This window comes from Bacillus sp. AFS053548 (assembly GCF_002575105.1).
Lineage (GTDB): Bacteria > Bacillota > Bacilli > Bacillales > Bacillaceae_G > Gottfriedia.
On sequence record NZ_NUHI01000006.1, the window covers coordinates 106,695 to 128,911 of the forward strand.

Below are 22,217 nucleotides of genomic sequence, written 5' to 3' on the forward strand. Positions count from 1 at the left end.
TCATCATTTAGATTGAACAAAACATTGTTTTTTTAAAATTATATAATGAGAGTATAATACAATAAATTTAAATTTATGAATTACTTAGCAGAGTAGCTATTAGGTAACTTAAAATGATTCTGATTCATCACATCACGTAGTCGGTCAGGATAATCTGTTATGATTCCATCAACACCATCATCAATAAGCTTTTGCATTGTAGGTTGGTCGTCAACTGTCCATGGGATGACCTTTATACCGTACTGGTGAGCTTCTTGAACCATACTTTTAGTAATATAAGGCGTGTAGTTTGAATCATTAATTTTGCCATCCTGTGGGAATCCATGGACTGGAGAAATTGCATCTACACCTAATGAATGAGCCGCAGCAACGAGATTTCCATCAAAATCATCTATATCGATTCCGCCTAACCAAGGTGATTTACCAGGTTTGCCTGGTTGTAGAAATTCTGGTCCGTTCGTTAGCGCAACAAGAGGCAATCGTGGTTCAACTTCATTCATAAGCTTGAGCGAACCCCAGTCAAAGCTCTGAATTGACACTTGGTTCAACATCCCAGCTTCACGTACTTGTTTGGCAACGATCTGAACAAATTCCTCTCGAGGAGCTGTTTGTTCTGGTGCTCCAGCCTCAACTTTCGTTTCGATATTCATCCACACTTTTTTAGCTTTGTATTTCTTTACAAGATCAAATACCTCGGACAACAGTGGCATACGAGCGCCAGGACTTAGTTGCTGACCAGGGAATTGGGGTAGACCTTTTGAACCACAATCGAGCGTTCTTACTTGAGCAAGCGTTAAATCTTTTATGTATTTTCCAACGTATGGGTACTCCGAATCACCAACGAATGCTGGTTTCGTGTCAGAACATTTTGTACTTGAAATCTTACGATCGTGCGTTATAACAGCTTGATGATCCTCAGTTATTTGTACGTCAAGCTCAAGGGTACTTACTCCGAGTTCAAGTGCATGTGAGAATGAAGCTATAGTTGATTCAACTGTAAGCCCCAGTCCTCCACGGTGTGCTTGAAGGTCAAATCCTTTTGGTCCAAATGACTTAAACGTATTCTGGTGCACAGATATTGTTTGTGCTGAAACTTGGCTAACTCCTGAATATACCATTAGTGATGTCATTGCTGCTAAAATTAACTTTTTCCTATTCAATTTTAATCATCTCCTCATATAAATCTATTACACTATAAGAATAGTTGACGAATTTTAAGTTGAAATGATTAAAATAATAAATAAAAGTAAATAAATGTTGAAAAATGTAAAAATAATTAGTTTTTTAGAGAAAAAAATAAGCCAAATCCATTTTAAATCGGATTTGGCTTTATTTTTATTGAGCTTTTTTCGCTCGATTTTCTTTTACTTCAAAAGTTAACTTTTCTTTACCCATTAAGATAATCGCGATAAAACCTAAAGTAATTGGAATTAGTGTCCATTTAAATGTAGTCGCAACAGAGTGAGCCATTGCTTCTGAGATTTTATGAAGTACTTCTGGTGGAATTTTAGCTCTAGCATCAGCGGATAATAATGCACGTGAGTCAACTTTCCCTCCAAATCCACCTAAATTACCAAGTAAATCACTTAATTTATTTTTAAATACGTGGTTTTGAATTGTACCAAAAATAGTAACACCAATTGTCATACCTAATGTTCTAAAGAAAGTATTTGTTGATGTAGCAATGCCTCGTTTTTGAGGTTCGATTTTGTGTTGAGTTGCCATACTCAATAGTGAGAATGAACAACCCATTCCAAGACCAGCGATAATCATGTAAAACGTTACTGTTGATCGAGCTGTATCAGTATCTAATGTGCTTAATAAATACATACCAATAAAGAATAAAACAACTGAAACTAACATGATGCTTCTATAACTAAATTTACGTACCGATTGTCCTGCTACTTGGCTACCTACAACTGAACCAAGCATCATCGGAATAAGAATGATACCAGAATTTGTAGCTGTACCACCATAAACTGATTGAACAAAAAGTGGAATTAATACAGTCGTAATAATAAAAGCAGAACCGTAGAAAAATGCAACACCTTGAGTTGCCGCAAATAGCTGCTTTTTAAATAAGCTAAATGAGATAATTGGCTCTTCAACTTTTCTTTCAATTATAATAAATGCGATAAACAATACTGCAAAGATGGCAAATAAGGAAATAATTGGACCGGAATTCCAATCATATTCATTTCCACCCAGTTCAAGTGCAAACATTAAACTGACAACTGAACCAACAAGTGTAATTGCACCAAACCAGTCGATTTTAAGTTTTCTAAGATGTAGATTTTCTTTATAAAACTGAGAAATTAAATATAAAGAAATAATACCTAAAGGTAAGTTAATATAGAAAATCCAACGCCAATCAATTTGATCAGTAATATATGCTCCTAAAAGTGGTCCAAATACACTAGAAAGACCAAAAACTGCACCAAATAAACCAGTCATTTTTCCTCGTTTTTCAGGAGGGAAAATATCGAAAATAATTGTAAAGGCTATTGGCATTAGTGAACCTCCACCAATTCCTTGTATCGCACGATAAACACTTAATTGAACAATGCTATTTGCTGTTCCACATAATGCAGAACCAATTAAGAAAATTAAAAGTCCTAATAAATAAAATCGTTTACGTCCATACATATCAGATAACTTTCCAAAAATCGGCATACTTGCCATAGTAGCAACCAAATATGCAGAGGTTACCCAAATAAATTGGTCTAAACCACCTAGTTCTCCAACAATTGTCGGCATCGAAGCTGAAACAATTGTGTTATCCATAGCCGCCATGAGCATTCCTAATAATAGACCTGCTACGACAAAGCCAACCTTACTGTCTTTTGAAACCATTAAGTTTCCCCCTTATTTAATTCTTTAGTCTCTTTTGGAATCAACTCATTAATATCGTTCCAAAATTTAAATAATAGTGTTAACTCTTTGTCATCATACTGGTTAAAAATATTAGAAAGAGAGTCAGATAATGGTTTAAAAAGCTCTGCTAATTCATCATCACGTTCATATACAGGTTGAATAATTACTCGTCTACGATCATTAGGATCTTGAATACGTTCAACAAAGTTGACTTTTTCAAGTCGGTCAATAACCCCTGTTATAGCACCAGTAGATAGATGTGTTAATTGAGATAACTTTCCAGCTGTAATCGGACCAGTGTGGCAAAGTAGTTCTCGACATCGTAAATCAGTCGCATTTAAATGAAGGTTTGAGGCAAGCCCTTCGTTAAAAAGAACGATTGAAGTGTTAAATTTTCTAAATTCCATAATTAGAGATGGAATAAATTCACTTCGAATGATTGGGTTTTCTGACATTTCATTCTCTCCTTAAAATAGGAAGTACTATAAAAAGTTAACGTAACTAAATATCTTAGTAACTAAAATAATTATAATTCAAAGAAACCAATTAAAGTAGAAATTGTGAGTATTTTAACCAAAATTTAATTTAGTATTAAAATATGATTTTTGAACATTTTTTAAGTATGTTTTAGGGAAAAGGGATTAAGTTATTTAAATAGAAATAGTTTAATTCTAGGGATTGGGAGATAGGTAAAAAGTCACGATGATATCAGATTTTTTCATGCACTTACTTCACCATTTTATTTTTTCAATAATTAAGTGTCCTTTAACGAATGCTATAAAAGGAAATTAATGAAAAAAGTGTAGGTGTTCTAAAGTGAAGAAGAAAATTGAATTTGTACCTTATCGTACTTCCTGGGAAGAAGATTTCCAGTCGGAAAAAAAGGCAATTGATCTATTATTACCGGAGAAAGCAGCAATTTATCATATAGGGAGTACTTCAATTCCGAATATGTTTGCGATGCCAATCATTGACTTAATGATTGTAGTAAAATGCTTAAAAAAGTTTGATGAGTATAGTGATGTTCTAAAAACCTTAGATTACGAACAAATGGGAGATCAATCTAAGCAAGACAGAAGATTTTTTATCAAATGTGATGATAATTGTAGCTTCCATATTCAAGTATACGAAAATGGAAATGCTGCGGTTGAACGAAATATTGCATTTAGGGAATATATGATCGCGCATACGGATCAAGCAATGGAATATATAAAATTAAAAAAGGAACTTGCTAAAAACAAATCAGAATATAAAAGGGGACGAAAAGAATTTTTAGATGAAATCGATCGAAAAGCAAGTAAATGGAAGAAATAACACTCCTTCCATAGAAGGAAGGAGTGGCTTATCGATGTGCCTCATATTTCGTAAGAAGTGAAATTTCTTTTATTTGGGCGATTTGTTGCGAATTTAATGGTTTTGCAAAGTAAGCGTTAATATTATCTAGTAATTGTTCTTTATTACGAGCTCCAACAGCCAACGATGAAACTGCTTTATGAGAAAGAACATAATGTAAAGCTAAGCTATGTAAGGATTGTTCCTCATCTAGAAGTTGGAGAAGTTTTTGGATTATTTTATTACATTCTTGTTCTGAGTATGACATATAGCCATTGTTAGATAGTTTCTTTTCCCATTTACTTGTTAATAGCCCTTTTGCTACGGAACCGCGTGCAATGACAGAAATATTATGTTTGTCGAAAAGCGGAAAGAATTCTTCAGGCCTACGCTCTAATACATTATATTGCATCATAACACCTTGTATAGATGAATGATTTACAAATCGATTAATAACATTCGGACGAATTGAAGAAATTCCATAATGGCGAATTAAGCCTTCTTTTACTAGTTCATCAAAAGTAAAAATAGTTTCTTCATATTGATCCTCGATTGTCCCACCGTGAAGTTGATAATAATCGATATAATCTGTATTTAGCCCACGTAGACTGTCTTTTACAGCTTCTTTAATATATGCTCTCGACGGATCCCAATACCATTTATTATCATCTGTATTATTCCAACGGTTTCCGACTTTCGTTGCAATAACCACTTGATCTCTACGACCTTTTAAAGCTTTTCCAACGATTTCTTCATTTTTACCAAAATCATATAAATCAGCTGTATCAAAGTAATTGATTCCAGCATCGATTGCGGCATGAATAGTTGAAATCGCCTCATTTTCTTCTGTCCCAAGAGACATACAACCTAAACCAATTTCAGATATTTCTAATAAAGTAGAACCAAGCTTACGTTTTTTCATATAAATCCCTCCAAATTTAATTGTAGGGAAAAGAGAATTATTTTACAACATAGAGAAGCTTACCATTGGAGTTTTGAATCCATTCTTGAACGGTTTTATATTGCATACCAATAACTTCGAGGGTTTTTAAAATTTCTGTTTTGGAGCCCACAAGGACAACAGAATTTTCCGTCATACACATTTTCATCAGACTACCTCATTTCAGAAAGTATTTTAATGAAATAAATGATAAAATGTATGTGACAACCATATAAATTAGAACAAGGTGATGAAAAAAATGAAAAAATTTGAAGAAAAAACACTAGCAGAAGAAAAAGTATTCACAGGAAGAGTTATATCTCTCTATCATCAAAAGGTAGAATTACCGAATGGAAATACAAGTACGCGTGAAATCGTAAAGCATCCCGGCGCAGTGGCTGTTATTCCAATTACAAATGAAGGAAAAATAGTATTTGTAGAGCAGTTTCGAAAAGCACTAGAAAGAAGTCTTTTAGAAATTCCAGCAGGAAAATTAGAAAAAGGCGAAGAGCCACTTGTAACAGCTAAACGAGAGCTAGAAGAAGAGACTGGATATGAAGCAGCCGAGTGGGAACACATACAATCTTTTTATACTTCACCGGGGTTTGCAGACGAGTATATACATATATATGTAGCAAAAGGTTTAAAGAAATTAGAAAATAGTGCTGCTTTAGATGAAGATGAATTTGTTGAAATTTTTGAGCTAACATTAGACGATTGTCTAGAAGAGCTAAAAAAAGGTTCAATCCATGATGCAAAAACATGTTTTGCAGTCCAATATTTACAATTATTACAAAAAAATTAAAATAAAATTAAAAATAAATCTCAAAATATGGTAATAAACATGGTAAAATAAAGTGACATTTTTTGAGAGGATGAGTAGATGAGAATTTCGTCAATTAAAAAAACAGCTAAAAGTCGTCTATCTGGTAATTGGGGAAAAGCGATTTTAACGCTTGTAGTTTTTTGGGTAATACAAGGACTTATTCATATGGTTCTTAATGGACCAGTCAATTACCATTACAGTGGGAATTTATTTTTAGATCCAATGGATGATAAAGTAATAATTCCTGCAGGAGTGCAAACAGTCATTGATATTATCACTTGGATTGTAAACACATTACTAGGTTTTGGACTAATTGTTTACTTTTTAAACCTTATTCGTGATGAGGAAAAAAATTTATCGGACTTATTTTTCTATTTTAAAAGTGGACATCAATTTATAAGAGGAATAATCGTTGGATTTTTAGTAGCTTTATTTACAATCCTTTGGCTTATTTTATTAATAGTACCTGGTATAATTAAATCAATCGCTTATTCACAAGTTGGATATATTTTAAAAGATCATCCTGAAATGGGTGCATTAGATGCCATTACACTAAGTAGAAGAATGATGGATGGGTATAAATGGAAATTATTTTTATTATGGCTTTCATTCATCGGTTGGCTGCTATTAATAATCATTACTATTGGGCTAGCTTTGTTTTATGTAGCACCATATTTTTCTGCAACTCAAGCACAATTTTATGAAGAAGTAAAAGAAGCTTACGAAGGAAAAAAAGAAACAATTTAAATAATATGATTCTATTGAGACTAAAGACGTTAATTTTTTTAACGTCTTTTTTTTAACGTTTTTAATGCTTATATTGAAAAACAGCATTTTTATTAACCAAAAATTAAAGAATTAAAGATAAAATAGAAAACAGGGAAAATGAATACAATAAGAAAACTAATCAAATACAATGAAGGTGAGAATATTGTTTGTTAATGGTGAGCTTGGCACATATCACGTTCGAGTAAAAGGGGATGGCAAAGTCACAGTTCTTTTAGAATGTGGAATGATGCATACTCTTCATCAATGGAAGTATTTACAAGAAGAGTTGAGTAAATATGCCAAAGTAATAACATACGATCGTTTAGGTTATGGAAAAAGTGGAATATGGACGACAGAACGATCAACTGAGCAACAAGCTTTTGAATGCTATGATATTTTATTAGCATTAAATATTAAAGGTCCATTAATAGCTGTAGGGCATTCTCTAGGTGCATATATTGTATTCCAATTGTCTCGGCTTTTTCCAAATGCTATCCAATCAATGATTTTACTCGACCCAACACATCCGACTCTAGAAGAACATGAGCAGAAATTATATGATAAGTTACTATATCAATTTGCGTTAATGATGAAGAGTGCGAATCAATTTAGTCTTACTAAGGCAATTCCAAATAAACTAATTAATAAAATAATGAAAACTGCCCCAGATAATCAGTTCGAAATGATTAGCGCAATTAAAAGCTATAAGCATTGGAAGACTGTTGTCAGTGAATGGAAGAACCTAAATTATAGTAATTTACGTATAAAGGACGCATTGAAAATAAAAATGAATATTCCTTTACTAGTATTAACAGCTTCCAATCAAAGTGGCTTACAGCTTAACCTGAAGAAAAAAAAGGAATTACTACATCAAGTTGAAAAATATCATTATGAATATTGTGAAACAACGAATCAAGGAAACCGTCAAACATTAGAAGGTTACACACATTCATCTATTTGTGGAAATAATGAAGAAAATGCAAAATCAATCGGTCAAATCATAAAAAAACAAATTGAATTATTAAATTAAAACAAAGCTGTTTTAGTCGTTGCTTGACTTTAACAGCTTTTTTATGTTTTTTCAAAAAAATTGTTGAAATAATTAAATTTCACAATCAGATGTTCGCCCCACGAAAAAGCGAACATCCTGGAACGGAAATGATCACACCTCTCCATAAAATAGGAAAAAGAGCTACTTTTTCTTTATTATTAATTTTCAACTTTTATAAATTAATAGAATAAATTACTTGTCCATTCATAAAATGAAGAGAGAATATAGTGCAGGAGATGATATCATGACAAGAAGCTCAGTCAAATCAACGATGAAAAAACATGTTAAAGATTATTTGTCACTCTATATTTTTGTTAGTGTGATCTTACTTTTTGGTGTAGTATTTGGAGCAGTCATCGTAAATAGTATGAATGTGAGTCAAAAGCAGGATATTCTATCCTTTATTACACATTTTTTTGGACAAGTTAATAATGGAGATTATATTAGCGGAAATGAAGTGTTCCTTTCTAGCTATTCTTCTCATTTGAAGTTTTTAGCATTGATTTGGGTTTTAGGGATCTCAATTATAGGATTACCAATCATTCTTATTTTATTATTTATGAAAGGATTGGTAGTTGGATTTACAGTTGGCTTTTTAGTCAATCAATTAGGTTGGCATGGTATTTTATTAGCATTTTCTTCTGTTTTTCCACAAAATGTTATCGTTTTACCATTATATATACTATTAACAGTTTTAGCAGTTCAGCTTTCTATTCGAATGATTCGAAAACAATTTATTAAAAATGATAATGAACCAATTATGAAACAGTTAGTCTCGTATTCTATTGTCTTTGGAGTAGTTGCGGTTTGCTTAAGTATTGCAAGTATTATTGAGGCATATGGTTCAACTTATTTTTTAAAAGCCATCTCAGAAATAATTGTTTCAAAAAATTAACAAATAATTTTTGACACTTTCTCTTTCTTTGTTATAATTATTATCAAGTGGCGAGGGAGTGAAAAGAATGGAAGAACGAGTTGAACGAATAAAGAAACAACTACATTTAGCAGGATACAAATTAACACCACAACGGGAATCCACTGTTCGTGTTTTATTAGAAAACGAAGAAGATCACCTAAGTGCAGAAGATGTTTACCTCCTAGTGAAAGAAAAATCGCCAGAAATTGGACTTGCTACTGTTTATCGTACGTTAGAATTACTAACTGAGTTAACAATTGTTGATAAAATAAATTTTGGTGATGGCGTTTCAAGATACGACTTAAGACATGAAGGTGCACAACATTTTCACCATCATTTAATTTGCACGGTTTGCGGAGCAGTAGATGAAATTCATGAAAATCTATTAAGTGAAGTTGAAAAGACAGTTGAAGAACGTTGGAATTTTAAAATTAAAGATCATCGATTATCATTTCATGGTGTATGTCATCGTTGCCATGATCAAAACGAAGAGTAGTAAAATGATTTTAATCTAATTAAAATCATTTTATTTTTTGATTCTTAAAAGACGGAGCAGTTCAATAAAAAGAGTCTGCTCTTTTTCATGTTCTAAAAATGACACTGAATGATTAATGTTGATTTTTTAAAGTATGATTTGTCCAATTTTTGCATAGTATGTAGTAATGATGTCTTTACTTCTAGCAAAAGGTGGTGGTCATATGAAAAAAAGAGCAAGTATTGTTTTTAATGTAATAAAAGTTACAATTTTATTCATTACATGTACAATTTTATTTTATTTTGCTATTCAATGGATTCATTCTGAATATGAAAATATGCATCGATATGACCGACCAGAAGGTTCAATGTTAAAGGTGGACATTCATAAAAAGGATGGTGCTTTTAACCAATTGGTACGGTTTTATCAAAACGGGGAGTAATGAAATGTGACAACGACTGATAAAACACCTTTTAAAAAAGAATTTGATTTTGCAATGGAGGATTTTATCCATTTTATCCAAGTTGAAAAAGGTTTATCTAAAAATACAATTCTATCATATGGTAAGGATTTAGAAAGCTACGGAAAATATTTGGACGTTGTTGAAAATATAAATGGTCTCTCAAATATAACTAGGTTACATATTATTAGTTATTTAAAATATTTAAAAGAAAGAGATTTAACGGCTCGAACAATGGCTCGTCAACTAGCAACAATTCGCTCATTTCATCAATTTTTAATTCGTGAGGTTGATGGGATGAAAGACGATCCTTCACTATTAATAGAAATTCCAAAAGCGCCAAAAGTACTTCCAAAGGTTTTATCACTACAGGAAGTAGAGGCTTTATTAGAAGTACCTGAACACACTACATTTGGCTTAAGAGATAAAGCAATGTTAGAATTGTTGTATGCTACTGGCATGCGGGTGTCAGAGTTATTATCATTAAATCTATCTGACATTAATTTAACAATGGGATTTGTGCGATGTTTAGGTAAAGGAAGTAAAGAACGAATTATTCCTTTAGGTAAGCTTGCGATTGAATCAATTGAAAATTATTTAAAATTGTCAAGAAATGAATTAAAGGGTAAAAAAAATAATGATGCATTTTTCTTAAATCATCATGGAAATAGAATGTCTAGACAAGGATTTTGGAAAAACTTAAAAAAACAAGCTGAAAAAGCAAATATTCAACATGAATTAACACCGCATACTTTACGTCATTCATTTGCAACACATTTATTAGAAAATGGCGCTGATTTAAGATCAGTTCAAGAAATGCTTGGACATGCAGATATATCTACAACTCAAATTTATACACATGTAACGAAAAATAGACTTAAGGATGTTTATAAAGAGTTTCATCCAAGAGCTTAATTTCAGACTGCCCGCCAAACGCTCGCTTTCTTCGTTGCTTCGCCTGTATGCGGTGCTCATTACTGTCAAAGGTACTCCGCTCCTCATCAGGCTTCGCGCCTCGAAAGACAAGCGCTTACAATAAGTCTGAAAATCAGATTATTAGAATTTTGTTTACACATTAAGAGCTTAAATTAAGCTCTTTTTTCTTGTAAAATGATTGTTATAATGTGAAAAGCATAATATATTAAATTAATCATGTATGAACTGAAACTAGGTGACTTGAAAGGATGAAATAAATGATTACGATTAAGACTGAACGTGAAATAAACTTAATGAATGAAGCAGGTACTTTATTGGCTTCTACACATAAGGAAATTGCTAAAATAATTAAACCAGGGATTACAACTTGGGAAATCGATCAATTTGTAGAAAAGTTTTTAGCTGAAAATGGTGCGAAACCGGAACAAAAAGGTTACAGAGGATATGAATATGCAACTTGTGCATCAATTAATGATGAGATTTGCCACGGATTCCCTCGTAAAAAACCATTAAAAGATGGAGATATTGTAACGATTGATATGGTGGTAAATTTAAATGGTGCGCTTGCTGATTCGGCTTGGACATACGGTATAGGAAATATAGCTAAAGAAAACAAAGACTTATTAAAAGTCACGCAAGAATGCTTATATAAAGGCATAGAGCAAGCTGTAGTAGGAAACCGTATTGGTGATATTGGCTTTGCAATTCAATCTTATGCTGAGTCTTTAGGTTATTCTGTTGTGCGTGATTTTACTGGACATGGCATAGGACCAACTCTTCATGAAGAGCCATATGTTCCTCATTTCGGTATAGCTGGTAAAGGTTTAAGACTACGTGAAGGGATGGTCATTACGATTGAACCGATGATTAATTTAGGGTCATGGCAATCAACAATGGATTCAAATGGCTGGACAGCAAGAACAAGAGATGGAAAAAATTCAGCACAATATGAACATACTTTAGCGATTACAAGTAATGGACCAAAGATATTGACGAAGCAATAAGTTAATTATTACATTGATAATGAAAGCATAAAAACTATAATTAAAAACCAATTAAAAATCTATTGACATAATGGACTAGCTAGAATACTATTATATTATTAATAAACAATCGAATACTCCAAAGGGGAGTAGCGTCAGGAGAGATCCTGAAACAAAGTCGTCATTACATGAGAAGAAATTCTCATCGGCTTTGTTGGCATACATATGTGTGCTCAGCAAGACCTTTGCCGTAGAACTACAACTATTGGCAAAGGTCTTTTTATTTTGTAGTCACGGGTACAGGTTGTTTAATTAAAAATAGTAGTTTCATAAGGGGGAAGAGTCATGGATTTATTAGGTGGATTAAGTATTGGCGTACTATTGAATGTAATTTTTATCGACCTGTTATTAAGTGGTGACAATGCTATTCTAATCGCATTAGCAGCGAAAAACTTACCAGCTGAACAAAAGAAAAAAGCAGTATTATTTGGTACATTAGGTGCAATTGGACTACGTATAGTATTTGCAGCAGTAATCGTGTATTTATTAAAAATTCCGTTTATTTATGCAATCGGTGGTTTAATGTTATTATGGATTGCTTTTAAATTATTAGTCGATGACTCTGGACACGGCGAAGTTAAAAGTGGTGCAACATTATGGGGAGCAGTTCGAACAATCATCATTGCAGATGCATTAATGAGTCTTGATAATGTTTTAGCTTTAGCTGGTGTATCACATGGTAGCTTAGTTGCAATCGTAATTGGTATTTTAATTTCTATTCCAATTATTGTTGGTGGAAGCTCATTATTAATGAAAATTATGAACAAATTCCCAATTATTACAACAATTGGTTCAGGTATTTTAGCTTGGACGGCAGCTGGTATGATTACGCATGAAAAGATGATTCACGATGCTTTTGAAAATCAATATATTGCTTTAGCGTTCAAAATTGTCATGACTGCAATCGTAATTGGAGCTGGTACAATTGTTGCTAGAAGAAAAGCACAAAAACATCAAGTTGCAAATTCACAAAATCAAACAGCATAATACTTTAAAAGGCCCAGCTTATAAAGCTTGGGCTTTTTATTTTGCAATCAGTATGTAAGAGGAAATTTTAGCATATCATTTTTATTAGCGACTAAAAAAAGAAAATAATTATGAAATATTTATGTCAAATTAACAGTATTCTGGGGAATTATAGTATCAATAGACACAAATTGGAAAATATAATTCTTGAAAAGAATTAGGACAATAAGTATACTTTAGTTGTCAGACATCTGACGCTATCATTTAAGTTTCAGTTTGTTTCGATGAGTTAGGAGGAAAACAAATGAATAGAAAATTTAATAGAGTGTTCCTCGTTGTTATGGATTCTGTAGGGATCGGAGAAGCTCCTGATGCAGAAAAATTTAATGATGTTGGATCAGATACACTAGGCCATATTGCTGAAGAAATGAATGGTTTACATATGCCGAACATGGCAAAACTAGGTTTAAGTAATATTAGAGAATTGAAAGGGGTTCCAAAGGCCGATAAGCCACTTGCATATTACACAAAAATGGAAGAGTCATCAGTTGGAAAAGATACAATGACAGGACATTGGGAAATCATGGGTCTTCACATTGATAAGCCATTTAAAGTTTTTGCTGATGGATTCCCTAAAGAATTAATAACCGAATTAGAAACCCATTTTGATCGTAAAATAATCGGAAATAAACCTGCTTCAGGAACTGAGATATTAGTTGAACTTGGTGAACAGCATATGAAGACAGGCGATTTAATCGTTTATACATCTGCTGATTCTGTTTTACAAATTGCAGCTCATGAAGAAGTTGTTCCTTTAGAAGATTTATATCGTTATTGTGAAATTGCACGTAAATTAACATTAGATGATCCATACATGATTGGTCGTGTAATCGCGAGACCATTTGTAGGAGAGCCTGGAAACTTCAAACGTACACCAAATCGCCATGACTATGCATTAAAACCATTTGGACGTACTGTTATGAATGAGTTAAAAGATGCAAATTTTGATGTGATTTCAATCGGTAAAATTGCTGATATCTTCGATGGTGAAGGAATTACGAAAGCATTACGTACTGTTTCAAATATGGACGGTATGGATAAATTAGTTGAAACATTAAAAATGGACTTCACCGGTTTAAGCTTCCTAAATTTAGTTGATTTTGATGCAGTCTACGGTCATAGAAGAGATCCACTAGGTTACGGTAAAGCATTAGAAGAATACGATGCAAGATTACCTGAAGTATTTGATTTATTAAAAGAAGATGATTTATTAATGATTACTGCCGATCATGGAAATGATCCGACATATACTGGTACAGACCATACAAGAGAATATGTTCCTTTACTAGTTTATAGTAAACAGTTTTCAGAAGGTAAAGAATTAGAAATACCAAAAACTTTTGCTGATATTGGAGCAACCATTGCAGAAAACTTTAAAGTTGCAATGCCATCACATGGATCAAGTTTTTTTGAAAAATTGAGATAAGGTGGAGTTACATATGAATAAAGAAAATATCGATAAAGCCGCTGAGTTTATTAAAAGTAAAGTTGACAGACAGCCTAAAATTGGATTGATTTTAGGATCAGGTTTAGGAGTTCTTGTTGATGAAATAGAAAATCAAGAAAAAATACCGTATCATACGATTCCTGAATACCCAACATCAACAGTAGAAGGGCATGAAGGACAACTAGTTTTTGGAACGATACACGGTATTGAAGTAGTAGCAATGCAAGGAAGAGTTCACTACTACGAAGGATATAGCATGGAAAAAGTTACATTCCCTGTACGTATCATGAAAGAATTAGGTGTAGAAAAATTAATCGTAACGAATGCAGCAGGTGGAGTTAATACTTCATACGAACCTGGTGATTTAATGTTAATTACAGACCATATTAATTTTACTGGTACTAGTCCACTAATTGGCCCAAATAACCCAGAGCTAGGCGTTCGTTTTGTAGATATGTCTTATCCATATGACCGTGAATTAAGAGAACTTGCAAAAAATGCTGCTAGTGAAGTAGATGTAAAACTTCAAGAAGGAGTTTACGCTGCACTGACAGGACCATCTTATGAAACTCCAGCTGAAATTCGCATGTTTAGAACATTAGGTGCTGATGCTGTTGGAATGTCAACTGTATCTGAAGTAATTGTGGCACGTCATGCTGAATTAAGAGTACTAGGTATTTCATGTATTTCAAACATGGCAGCGGGCATTTTAGATCAACCGCTAAACCATGAAGAAGTTATTGAAACAACACAAAGAGTAAGAGCATCATTTTTATCTTTAGTAAAAGAGATTATTCTTAAAATCGGTTAATTCAAAAGTTAACGATTATAAAAGGACTTCTACATTATGTGGAAGTCACTTTTCATTAGAAGTAATATATACAAATTAGAAAGAGGCGTTTCAAAAATGAGAATGGTAGATTTAATCGAAAAAAAACGTGATGGAAAAACATTAACAACGGAAGAAGTTAATTTTGTAGTCAAAGGTTTCACAGATGGTAGTGTACCTGATTATCAAATGAGTGCTTTTGCAATGGCAGTTTTCTTAAAGGGTATGACTGAAAAAGAATATAGTGATTTAACAATGGCAATGGTACATTCTGGTGATACAATTGACCTTTCTAATATTGAAGGAATCAAAGTTGATAAGCATTCAACTGGTGGAGTAGGCGATACAACTACACTTGTATTAGGTCCATTAGTAGCTTCTTTAGATATTCCAGTTGCCAAAATGAGTGGACGTGGTTTAGGTCACACTGGTGGTACAATCGATAAATTAGAAGCTGTAGAAGGCTTCCATGTTGAATTAACAGAAGAAGAATTTACTAAACAAGTAAATGATATTAAATTAGCTGTTATCGGACAAACAGGAGATTTAACACCTGCTGACAAAAAGTTATATGCACTACGTGATGTAACAGCAACTGTTAACTCAATTCCATTAATTTCAAGTTCAATTATGAGTAAAAAAATCGCTGCTGGTGCAGACGCAATTGTTTTAGATGTTAAAACTGGTGCAGGTGCATTTATGAAAGATATTGATGATGCACGCGATTTAGCTAAAGCGATGGTTAAGATTGGTAACAACGTTGGAAGACAAACAGTTGCAGTTATTTCTGATATGAGCCAACCATTAGGATTTGCGATTGGTAATGCATTAGAAGTGAAAGAAGCAATTGACACTCTTAAAGGTGAAGGTCCAAAAGATTTAGAAGAATTATGCTTAGTATTAGGTAGCCAAATGGTTGTATTAGCTAAAAAAGCTGAAACAATAGAAGAAGCAAGAGCTAAACTTCTAGAAAATATGAAAAACGGAAAAGCTTTAGAAGTATTTAAAGCATTTTTAGTAGCTCAAGGTGGAGACGGTTCAGTAGTAGATGATCCATCAAAACTACCTCAAGCTAAATATGTACAAGAAGTAGTAGCCAAGCAAGATGGTTATGTTTCACAAATCGTCGCTGATGCAGTTGGAACAGCAGCTATGAAATTAGGTGCAGGACGTGCAACAAAAGAATCAGTAATTGACTTAGCTGTTGGATTAATGCTGAACAAAAAAGTAGGCGAAGCAGTTAAAAAAGGAGATTCATTAGTAACTGTATATTCAAGCACAGAAGATATTAGTGAAGTTGAAAAAGACTTACTAGAAAACATTAAAATTTCTACTGAAAAAGTAGAAGAACCTACATTAGTTTACGATTTAATTATGGAAGCTTAAAAATTTTAAAAAGCTATTCTCTAAAGGTGAGAATAGCTTTTTTTGTTCTTCTTATTCAATAAAATGGCAGGTTACTTTTCAAGTTAATAATATATGGTCTTTTTTTATACTTTTCAAATAGATAAGAACATACCTTTATATCAAAGGAATAAATAATAAAAAATGTTCCAAAGTTTTGATTTAGAGGGAGCTAAGCTAATGGGAAAGAAAGTGTTATTCTTCGGTGATGTAGGAATTGATGATGCGATCGCTTTGGTTTATGCACGATTAACAGAAGATATTGATATAATTGGGATTGTAGCTGATTATGGGAATGTATCTAAAAAAGAAACGACAAGGAATGTTCGGTTTTTACTTAAAAGGTCAGGAAAAGAATATATTAAAGTCTATGGGGGTGCTGAGAAACCAATGACGGGAGAAATCCCGACCTATTACCTTGATATACATGGTCCGTTCGGTTTAGGTCCAATCGATCCAGGATTAAAGTTAGAGAACTTAGAGAACTTTTGTGAAGTGATTAATTTGATTGAGCAGCATAAGGATGAACTAATAATAGTGAATACTGGGAGGTTAACCTCGCTAGCGACCTTATTTATCTTATACGAAGATTTGATGAAAAGTGTGAATTCTTACTATATTATGGGCGGGGCTTTTCTTTATCCTGGAAATGTTACACCAGTAGCTGAAGCGAATTTTCACGGTGATCCGTTAGCAGCTAATATCGTTATGAAGTATGTAAATGGTGCATATATTTTCCCCTTAAATGTAACGCAAAATGCCATCGTAACTCCTTCAATGGCCAATTATATTCATTCTAAAGGAAAAACTGATCTTGTAAAACCATTATTAGATTACTATTATTTCAACTTCTATCAAAAGAAGGTACCTGGCATAAAGGGGAGTCCAGTTCATGATGCGGTAACTCTCATGGCAGTCATACGTAGCGATTTATTTAAATTCTATCAATCTTCTGTTGTAATTGATTCTACCGATGCGGCTAGGGGTCAAAGTATTGCAGACTTTCGAGTAACTGATACTCCTGAGAAATTTGATGGAAGACCACAACAACACATCGCAGTCGGCCTAGACTATGAAGGATTTTATAAGGATTTTATGTCAGTTATGACTGGGGAGAAATTCTAGTTTAAAAATTAATAGAGAATTATCAAATTAATGGATTCAAACTTTAGCTTTATCGCAACTTTTGTCAAACCCTTGCCATATTATGCAAGGGTTTGTTTTTGCTTATTGTTATATTATTATTTTTTTAAATACTTAAGCTTAAGCTTCCTAATAACATAAGTGCAAAAATGATATATGGAAAGATGATTAAAAACCATACAAAAGGCTTTTTCCACGTATCAAGTCTATTATAGATAGCTAAAGTGATTAATAAAATAACCCCTATTGGAATGAATAGGAAGCCATACATTTCAGTGTATGAAAATTTCTGTAAAATAAAGGGTAAAAACAACAAAACAGTACAGCTAATAAGCTTTAATATAATACTTTTATTGATTATCAATTTAGTAATAATAGAAGTGATCAGTATGATGGCAATAAAAAATATAAACAAGTACATCGTAAAGTAAAATGATCCTGATAATTCCCCACCAGCCCCAGTACCATCGGAGTCAGTAGACATTCCAAATAAAAAAAACAACATTGGGAAGATAATGGGACTTGTTACTAGCAATGTAAAACCAATTGTTGCTGACACTTTCTTAAATAAATCCTTCAAAAAAACACACTCCTAATTTCTTTATCTAGTTCCATCTTACGAGATGAAACTAAAAAAATATAGGGAAAATTAATGAATCCTTATTGTGTTTTAACATAAAAGGTATACAACTAATGTATTTTTAAGATACATAAGTTCTACTATATGATCGGCTATCCATTTCAAATAGATGGTGATTGCCGAACAGGAGTTAAAAAATTTTTAGCGAATTATCACGTTATAAAGAAAAATAAATAGTGAAACTAAGAGGTGTAAAGATGAGGCAAACGACGTGGAAAGAAATAATTCTGATGTTTAGTCCGGTAATATTAATACCCTTCATTTTATTTTTTGTGTTACATTCTTCACCCTCCATTGCATTAAGGACTCATGTATTTTTTAATGGCCATCCTATTTTAGCCGTAAAGTCTGAAATTGCAGATGACCAAGAACATAATCAAGGTGATAAGGAGTTCCTAAAAAATGAACACGCAAAATGTTATTCTTTAAATGAAGAAAATTATATCCTTCGAAAAAAAGGTTTTATCTATATAGCTGATTATTACGGAAATGCTTAATATTTATTGTTTCAAGTACGGGGATTACTACTAGAAATGCTCGCATTCATCCTGGCAGGAGAGACCTAAGCTGTTGCTTAACAACTTGAGGTCTCAGGCCAAAGTATTTCTAATATGAATCCAGTACTTTTTTAGTTCCAAACAACTTGCTCATCAAAAAAATTACTAAACGAAACACTAAATAACTATAAGTTTTTACAAGTTGAGAACCTATTAGTATTGTTGTAATCGTGAAGCATTTGTAATCTAAATTCTAAAGAAAATTATTTTCTTGTTTAATTATTTGATTAAATTTAGTATAATTGTAATCGTGCCTTGTTGCATGGGTGGGAGAGGGAGACACTAAAAGAGAGGAATTTCTTTGAAAAATTTATTGAACAAACAGTTTAATCTTGAAGGTAGCGGTACGACCATTAAAACGGAGTTGATTGCAGGTGCAGTTTCATTTTTAACACTTGTCTATATTTTGTCCGTTAATAGTACAATTTTGCATGATGCAGGTATACCGTTCCAAGGTGCAATGATTGCCACAATTTTGTCAGCTTTCTTTGGAAGCGTTATGATGGGATTATGGAGTAATTCACCTTTAGTATTAGTTCCGGGAATGGGCATCAACGCATTGTTTACTTATACAATGGTTGGAGAAATGGGAATGAATTGGAAAGAAGCACTTGCTGTTGTATTTGTAAGTGGAATCTTATTATCAATTTTATCATTCACAAAATTAATTAAGAAATTAACAACTGCGATTCCATTATCACTAAAAAGTGCAATTACAGTTGGAATTGGATTTTTCTTAACGTTTATCGGTCTTCAAGCTGGTGGGATTGTTGTAAAAAATGAAAGTACGTTTGTTTCGATTGCAAATTTTACAAACGTGGATGTTTTAGCAACAGTTATTACACTAGGTATTGCAATTTATCTTTTTATTAAAAATGTACCTGCAAACTTTTTAATTACGGTTATTTTAGGTACAATCATTTCATTCATTTTACATGGTGGAATTGAAAAAGCACATGATACAACTAAAATTACAATGAAATCTGCTAGTGAAGTTGTCGGACAACTGACCTTTGCTCATGTGTTGAGTTTTCCATTTTGGATTGCAGTATTTTCGTTAACAATGGTTGTATTATTCGAATCAATCGGTATTATTCATGGTCAATTAAGCATGATTAACCAAGAGCATAAGCAACAAAAGGTTGTTCAAGGAACTGCGTTTGGTATTATTTTATCCGGTTTACTTGGGACTAGTCCAACAGTTATTGCTGTTGAAGGTAGTGCAGGTATCAGTTCTGGTGGTAGAACAGGTCTTACTTCTGTTGTAACTGGATTTTTATTTTTAGGATGTTTACTCTTTATGCCATTAATAGCATATATTCCAACATCTGCGATTGCACCAATCTTAATCATAATCGGTTCATTAATGGTTAAACATATTACAGATATTCAATTGGATGATCCTACTGAGGCAATACCAGCCTTTTTAATTTTAGCATTCATCCCTTTAACATATAGTATTATTGACGGAATTGCATTCGGTTTTATTGCTTATCCATTAGTAAAAATGGCAGCAGGTAAGAAAACTGAAATTACACCATATATGGTGGCAATTTCTGCACTATTCTTTGTACGATTTGCATTGAACTTTATTTCATAAAAAAAAGCGCTGATTCTTTTACCAAGAACCAGCGCTTTTTAATTTGTTGTTTTTTGAAATTTAGATTTTGCAAAACATTAATCAAAAAATTTATTTAAACGTTTATAGAAGAAATAGCCAACAACGGTACCAATTATTAATCCAATCACGTAAATAAACGTGTTATTTCCATTTGCAATGGTAGATGTTAATAAAGCGATTAATGTCGCTGAAAGATATACAAATAAGACGTTTACGAATAAACCGAATTTTTTATAAACGAATAATTTGCCATTATTGACATTCGCATATCTGTTATAACATAATAAACCGATTAGTAGAAATGCAACGATATAAAGGGTAATGATCGTTAAATTTCCGGAGTCTATAGTTGGATAATGAACGATTTTTTCATTAAAATCTTTTGAAATATATAGTGGGCCTGTTTGATATGGAATAGACCAACTAGTAATCGTTTTTTCAAAGCTATTGCCAGATAATTTATAGTTAAAGATACCATTTAAGTTTGAATAAATACTAAAATAGATAATACTAGGTGAGAAAATCGTAAAAATAGTGAAAAGTGTTTGAGAAAAATAATGACCTGTAATTGTTCCAATCGATAGACCAATTGTAAAAAAAGCAATCGTAAATAGGAATATGACTGAAAAAATAGTTACAAATGATGAAACATCAATATATTTGTGTAGATTAGTATTGTAATGGATTAATAGAGTTAAAATAATTAATCCAACAGTCGCCAAAAAAATATGGGCAATTCCAAATACCCATTTTGATAAATAAAGTTGTCTAGGTGAGAAAGGAAGCGAAAATTGGAAATCAATTCCTCCAGTATTTCGTCCAATTCCTATTAATAAAATACTTAATATTAATACGATGATTGGTGAAATAAATGCTAGCATACTAAAGTCAGTGATATAAAGGTACGGATTACTAGGATTAGTTAGTAATGCTAGATTTAATTCATCAGTGTTATTGTAATAGCTAAATGGAAGAATAATCAGATAGACAAGATATAATAAAATAAGTGCAAGTCTAGATTGTTTGGAATTTATTAGCCACAATGCTTTACTAAACATATAAGTCCCCTCCATCATTTATGAAAAATAAATCCTCTAATGTTAATGGAAGTTCTTCTAATAGAAGCGGATTTTCATTTTCCATTCGTTTTATATATTCGTTCTTATTTCCATTAATAATGATAATTGCTACTTTGCCGGTTTTTGAGAATACAGAAATAGATGGGTCATCTTCAAATATTTTAGGTAAGCCATCTTCAAATGCTACTTGTAATTTATAAAATTGACTCGTACTCTCTTCCATTGTAGAGATTGAATTAATTCTTCCATCCTTAATAAATAAATATTGATCAATTATTTTTTCTAGTTCAGCGAGATGATGTGATGAAATAATCACTCCGACTGAGTTTGTGCTTGCATATTCAATGATTAATTGCAAAACAGTCCGTTTAACGACTGGATCTAAACCATTAGTTGGTTCGTCTAAAATGACATATTTGGCATCTGTAGAAAAGGTTAATAATAAATAGATAAGTGTTTTCATCCCTTTTGAGTATTTACGTAGAGTTGTATTAGGTAATTTATATTTATTTAATGCTTCTAGAAATTTGTGTTTATTGAAGTTTGGATATGAATTTTCATAGATCGTAATAAGCTCTTTCACACTATATTGATTAATGAAATTTGTAGAATCACTCATATATGCAATTTGTCTTCTTGTGATAGGTGATTCGTTAATCTCTTCATCGTCAATACTTATTGAGCCTTCGTCTGGAGATAGGATGCCAACGATTGTCCTTAAAAGAGTCGTTTTACCAGCTCCATTTCTACCGATTAAGCCTGTGATTTTACCTTTTTCTATTTGAAAGTTTAGATTTTTTAACACTTCATTTTCATCGAGTTTTTTACTTAAATGATGGATTTTCAACAA

General features: G+C 32.4%; 24 protein-coding genes. 16 read left to right on the forward strand and 8 right to left on the reverse strand.

The window, feature by feature from the left end:
• Nucleotides 1–80 precede the first annotated feature (80 nt).
• From CN946_RS04315 to CN946_RS04325, 3 genes are all read right to left on the reverse strand, one after another.
• Nucleotides 81–1,160 (reverse strand): glycerophosphodiester phosphodiesterase, encoded by a 1,080-nt coding sequence (locus CN946_RS04315; protein ID WP_286133812.1) that lies wholly within the window; start codon nucleotides 1,158–1,160, stop codon nucleotides 81–83.
• A gap of 175 nt (nucleotides 1,161–1,335) precedes the next feature.
• Nucleotides 1,336–2,853, reverse strand: coding sequence for an MDR family MFS transporter (locus tag CN946_RS04320; RefSeq protein WP_098860049.1), 1,518 nt, complete (start codon nucleotides 2,851–2,853; stop codon nucleotides 1,336–1,338).
• The gene (locus tag CN946_RS04325) at nucleotides 2,853–3,329 is read right to left on the reverse strand and encodes a MarR family winged helix-turn-helix transcriptional regulator (protein ID WP_098860050.1); all 477 of its coding nucleotides are present in this window, start codon (nucleotides 3,327–3,329) and stop codon (nucleotides 2,853–2,855) included. The genes CN946_RS04320 and CN946_RS04325 overlap by 1 nt, the downstream gene beginning before the upstream one ends.
• A gap of 361 nt (nucleotides 3,330–3,690) precedes the next feature.
• Here CN946_RS04325 and CN946_RS04330 point away from each other — a divergent pair, with 361 nt between their 5' ends.
• Entirely contained in the window at nucleotides 3,691–4,188 is a 498-nt protein-coding gene (locus tag CN946_RS04330; RefSeq protein WP_098860051.1) for a GrpB family protein, read from the forward strand.
• Between the two features lie 28 nt (nucleotides 4,189–4,216).
• Here CN946_RS04330 and CN946_RS04335 read toward each other — a convergent pair whose 3' ends face one another.
• Both CN946_RS04335 and mciZ read right to left on the reverse strand, forming a co-directional pair.
• Entirely contained in the window at nucleotides 4,217–5,128 is a 912-nt protein-coding gene (locus tag CN946_RS04335) for an aldo/keto reductase (protein WP_098860052.1), read from the reverse strand.
• 37 nt (nucleotides 5,129–5,165) lie between these two features.
• Nucleotides 5,166–5,315, reverse strand: a complete 150-nt coding sequence (mciZ, locus tag CN946_RS23115; protein WP_129688645.1) for a Z-ring formation inhibitor MciZ — start codon at nucleotides 5,313–5,315, stop codon at nucleotides 5,166–5,168.
• A gap of 90 nt (nucleotides 5,316–5,405) precedes the next feature.
• Between mciZ and CN946_RS04340 the strand changes: the two genes are divergently transcribed.
• The 13 genes from CN946_RS04340 to CN946_RS04400 all read left to right on the forward strand — a co-directional run bounded on the left by CN946_RS04340 (nucleotide 5,406) and on the right by CN946_RS04400 (nucleotide 17,452).
• Nucleotides 5,406–5,951, forward strand: a complete 546-nt coding sequence (locus CN946_RS04340; protein WP_098860053.1) for an NUDIX domain-containing protein — start codon at nucleotides 5,406–5,408, stop codon at nucleotides 5,949–5,951.
• A gap of 78 nt (nucleotides 5,952–6,029) precedes the next feature.
• On the forward strand, nucleotides 6,030–6,719 hold the full coding sequence (locus tag CN946_RS04345) for a DUF975 family protein (RefSeq protein WP_098860054.1): 690 nt from the start codon (nucleotides 6,030–6,032) through the stop codon (nucleotides 6,717–6,719).
• A gap of 184 nt (nucleotides 6,720–6,903) precedes the next feature.
• Nucleotides 6,904–7,770: an alpha/beta fold hydrolase gene (locus CN946_RS04350; RefSeq protein ID WP_176547203.1), complete on the forward strand. Its 867-nt coding sequence runs from the start codon at nucleotides 6,904–6,906 to the stop codon at nucleotides 7,768–7,770.
• 265 nt (nucleotides 7,771–8,035) lie between these two features.
• Entirely contained in the window at nucleotides 8,036–8,686 is a 651-nt protein-coding gene (gene spoIIM / locus CN946_RS04355) for a stage II sporulation protein M (RefSeq protein WP_069031790.1), read from the forward strand.
• Between the two features lie 67 nt (nucleotides 8,687–8,753).
• On the forward strand, nucleotides 8,754–9,203 hold the full coding sequence (fur, locus tag CN946_RS04360) for a ferric iron uptake transcriptional regulator (RefSeq protein WP_056466931.1): 450 nt from the start codon (nucleotides 8,754–8,756) through the stop codon (nucleotides 9,201–9,203).
• A gap of 202 nt (nucleotides 9,204–9,405) precedes the next feature.
• Nucleotides 9,406–9,624, forward strand: coding sequence for a YqzK family protein (locus CN946_RS04365; protein ID WP_056466929.1), 219 nt, complete (start codon nucleotides 9,406–9,408; stop codon nucleotides 9,622–9,624).
• Nucleotides 9,625–9,678: 54 nt separating this feature from the next.
• On the forward strand, nucleotides 9,679–10,557 hold the full coding sequence (xerD, locus tag CN946_RS04370) for a site-specific tyrosine recombinase XerD (RefSeq protein ID WP_098860124.1): 879 nt from the start codon (nucleotides 9,679–9,681) through the stop codon (nucleotides 10,555–10,557).
• A gap of 278 nt (nucleotides 10,558–10,835) precedes the next feature.
• Nucleotides 10,836–11,582 carry a type I methionyl aminopeptidase gene (map, locus tag CN946_RS04375; RefSeq protein WP_098860056.1) on the forward strand — a complete coding sequence of 249 codons (747 nt, stop codon included), beginning with the start codon at nucleotides 10,836–10,838 and terminating at the stop codon, nucleotides 11,580–11,582.
• 324 nt (nucleotides 11,583–11,906) lie between these two features.
• Nucleotides 11,907–12,608, forward strand: coding sequence for a TerC family protein (locus tag CN946_RS04380; RefSeq protein ID WP_098860057.1), 702 nt, complete (start codon nucleotides 11,907–11,909; stop codon nucleotides 12,606–12,608).
• Nucleotides 12,609–12,891: 283 nt separating this feature from the next.
• Nucleotides 12,892–14,073: a phosphopentomutase gene (gene deoB / locus CN946_RS04385; protein WP_098860058.1), complete on the forward strand. Its 1,182-nt coding sequence runs from the start codon at nucleotides 12,892–12,894 to the stop codon at nucleotides 14,071–14,073.
• Nucleotides 14,074–14,086: 13 nt separating this feature from the next.
• A complete protein-coding gene (locus tag CN946_RS04390; protein WP_098860059.1) occupies nucleotides 14,087–14,905 on the forward strand; it encodes a purine-nucleoside phosphorylase in 819 nt (272 codons plus the stop codon).
• 96 nt (nucleotides 14,906–15,001) lie between these two features.
• Entirely contained in the window at nucleotides 15,002–16,309 is a 1,308-nt protein-coding gene (locus tag CN946_RS04395) for a pyrimidine-nucleoside phosphorylase (protein WP_098860060.1), read from the forward strand.
• A 198-nt stretch (nucleotides 16,310–16,507) separates the two neighbouring features.
• Nucleotides 16,508–17,452 carry a nucleoside hydrolase gene (locus tag CN946_RS04400; protein WP_098860061.1) on the forward strand — a complete coding sequence of 315 codons (945 nt, stop codon included), beginning with the start codon at nucleotides 16,508–16,510 and terminating at the stop codon, nucleotides 17,450–17,452.
• A gap of 124 nt (nucleotides 17,453–17,576) precedes the next feature.
• Here the strand turns inward: CN946_RS04400 and CN946_RS04405 are convergent, their stop codons facing one another.
• Nucleotides 17,577–18,050 (reverse strand): hypothetical protein, encoded by a 474-nt coding sequence (locus CN946_RS04405; protein ID WP_098860062.1) that lies wholly within the window; start codon nucleotides 18,048–18,050, stop codon nucleotides 17,577–17,579.
• 257 nt (nucleotides 18,051–18,307) lie between these two features.
• On the opposite strand from CN946_RS04405, the gene CN946_RS04410 reads away from it, so the two are divergent.
• A complete protein-coding gene (locus tag CN946_RS04410) occupies nucleotides 18,308–18,607 on the forward strand; it encodes a hypothetical protein (RefSeq protein ID WP_098860063.1) in 300 nt (99 codons plus the stop codon).
• 361 nt (nucleotides 18,608–18,968) lie between these two features.
• The gene (locus CN946_RS04415; RefSeq protein ID WP_098860064.1) at nucleotides 18,969–20,267 is read left to right on the forward strand and encodes an NCS2 family permease; all 1,299 of its coding nucleotides are present in this window, start codon (nucleotides 18,969–18,971) and stop codon (nucleotides 20,265–20,267) included.
• A gap of 77 nt (nucleotides 20,268–20,344) precedes the next feature.
• Here the strand turns inward: CN946_RS04415 and CN946_RS04420 are convergent, their stop codons facing one another.
• Complete coding sequence (locus tag CN946_RS04420) at nucleotides 20,345–21,346, reverse strand: ABC-2 transporter permease (protein WP_098860065.1); 1,002 nt, start codon at nucleotides 21,344–21,346, stop codon at nucleotides 20,345–20,347.
• Nucleotides 21,339–22,217 carry an ABC transporter ATP-binding protein gene (locus CN946_RS04425; RefSeq protein ID WP_176547204.1) on the reverse strand — a complete coding sequence of 293 codons (879 nt, stop codon included), beginning with the start codon at nucleotides 22,215–22,217 and terminating at the stop codon, nucleotides 21,339–21,341. Before CN946_RS04425 ends, CN946_RS04420 begins: the two co-directional genes overlap by 8 nt.

What these genes read in the sequence shown, in the direction of transcription:
- CN946_RS04320 (WP_098860049.1), bottom strand. Translation starts at nt 2,853, where the DNA reads ATGGTTTCAAAAGACAGTAAGGTTGGCTTTGTCGTAGCAGGTCTATTA.
- CN946_RS04325 (WP_098860050.1), bottom strand. Translation starts at nt 3,329, where the DNA reads ATGTCAGAAAACCCAATCATTCGAAGTGAATTTATTCCATCTCTAATT.
- CN946_RS04335 (WP_098860052.1), bottom strand. Translation starts at nt 5,128, where the DNA reads ATGAAAAAACGTAAGCTTGGTTCTACTTTATTAGAAATATCTGAAATT.
- mciZ (WP_129688645.1), bottom strand. Translation starts at nt 5,315, where the DNA reads ATGAAAATGTGTATGACGGAAAATTCTGTTGTCCTTGTGGGCTCCAAA.
- CN946_RS04340 (WP_098860053.1), top strand. Translation starts at nt 5,406, where the DNA reads ATGAAAAAATTTGAAGAAAAAACACTAGCAGAAGAAAAAGTATTCACA.
- CN946_RS04345 (WP_098860054.1), top strand. Translation starts at nt 6,030, where the DNA reads ATGAGAATTTCGTCAATTAAAAAAACAGCTAAAAGTCGTCTATCTGGT.
- spoIIM (WP_069031790.1), top strand. Translation starts at nt 8,036, where the DNA reads ATGACAAGAAGCTCAGTCAAATCAACGATGAAAAAACATGTTAAAGAT.
- fur (WP_056466931.1), top strand. Translation starts at nt 8,754, where the DNA reads ATGGAAGAACGAGTTGAACGAATAAAGAAACAACTACATTTAGCAGGA.
- CN946_RS04365 (WP_056466929.1), top strand. Translation starts at nt 9,406, where the DNA reads ATGAAAAAAAGAGCAAGTATTGTTTTTAATGTAATAAAAGTTACAATT.
- xerD (WP_098860124.1), top strand. Translation starts at nt 9,679, where the DNA reads ATGGAGGATTTTATCCATTTTATCCAAGTTGAAAAAGGTTTATCTAAA.
- map (WP_098860056.1), top strand. Translation starts at nt 10,836, where the DNA reads ATGATTACGATTAAGACTGAACGTGAAATAAACTTAATGAATGAAGCA.
- CN946_RS04380 (WP_098860057.1), top strand. Translation starts at nt 11,907, where the DNA reads ATGGATTTATTAGGTGGATTAAGTATTGGCGTACTATTGAATGTAATT.
- deoB (WP_098860058.1), top strand. Translation starts at nt 12,892, where the DNA reads ATGAATAGAAAATTTAATAGAGTGTTCCTCGTTGTTATGGATTCTGTA.
- CN946_RS04390 (WP_098860059.1), top strand. Translation starts at nt 14,087, where the DNA reads ATGAATAAAGAAAATATCGATAAAGCCGCTGAGTTTATTAAAAGTAAA.
- CN946_RS04395 (WP_098860060.1), top strand. Translation starts at nt 15,002, where the DNA reads ATGAGAATGGTAGATTTAATCGAAAAAAAACGTGATGGAAAAACATTA.
- CN946_RS04400 (WP_098860061.1), top strand. Translation starts at nt 16,508, where the DNA reads ATGGGAAAGAAAGTGTTATTCTTCGGTGATGTAGGAATTGATGATGCG.
- CN946_RS04410 (WP_098860063.1), top strand. Translation starts at nt 18,308, where the DNA reads ATGAGGCAAACGACGTGGAAAGAAATAATTCTGATGTTTAGTCCGGTA.
- CN946_RS04420 (WP_098860065.1), bottom strand. Translation starts at nt 21,346, where the DNA reads ATGTTTAGTAAAGCATTGTGGCTAATAAATTCCAAACAATCTAGACTT.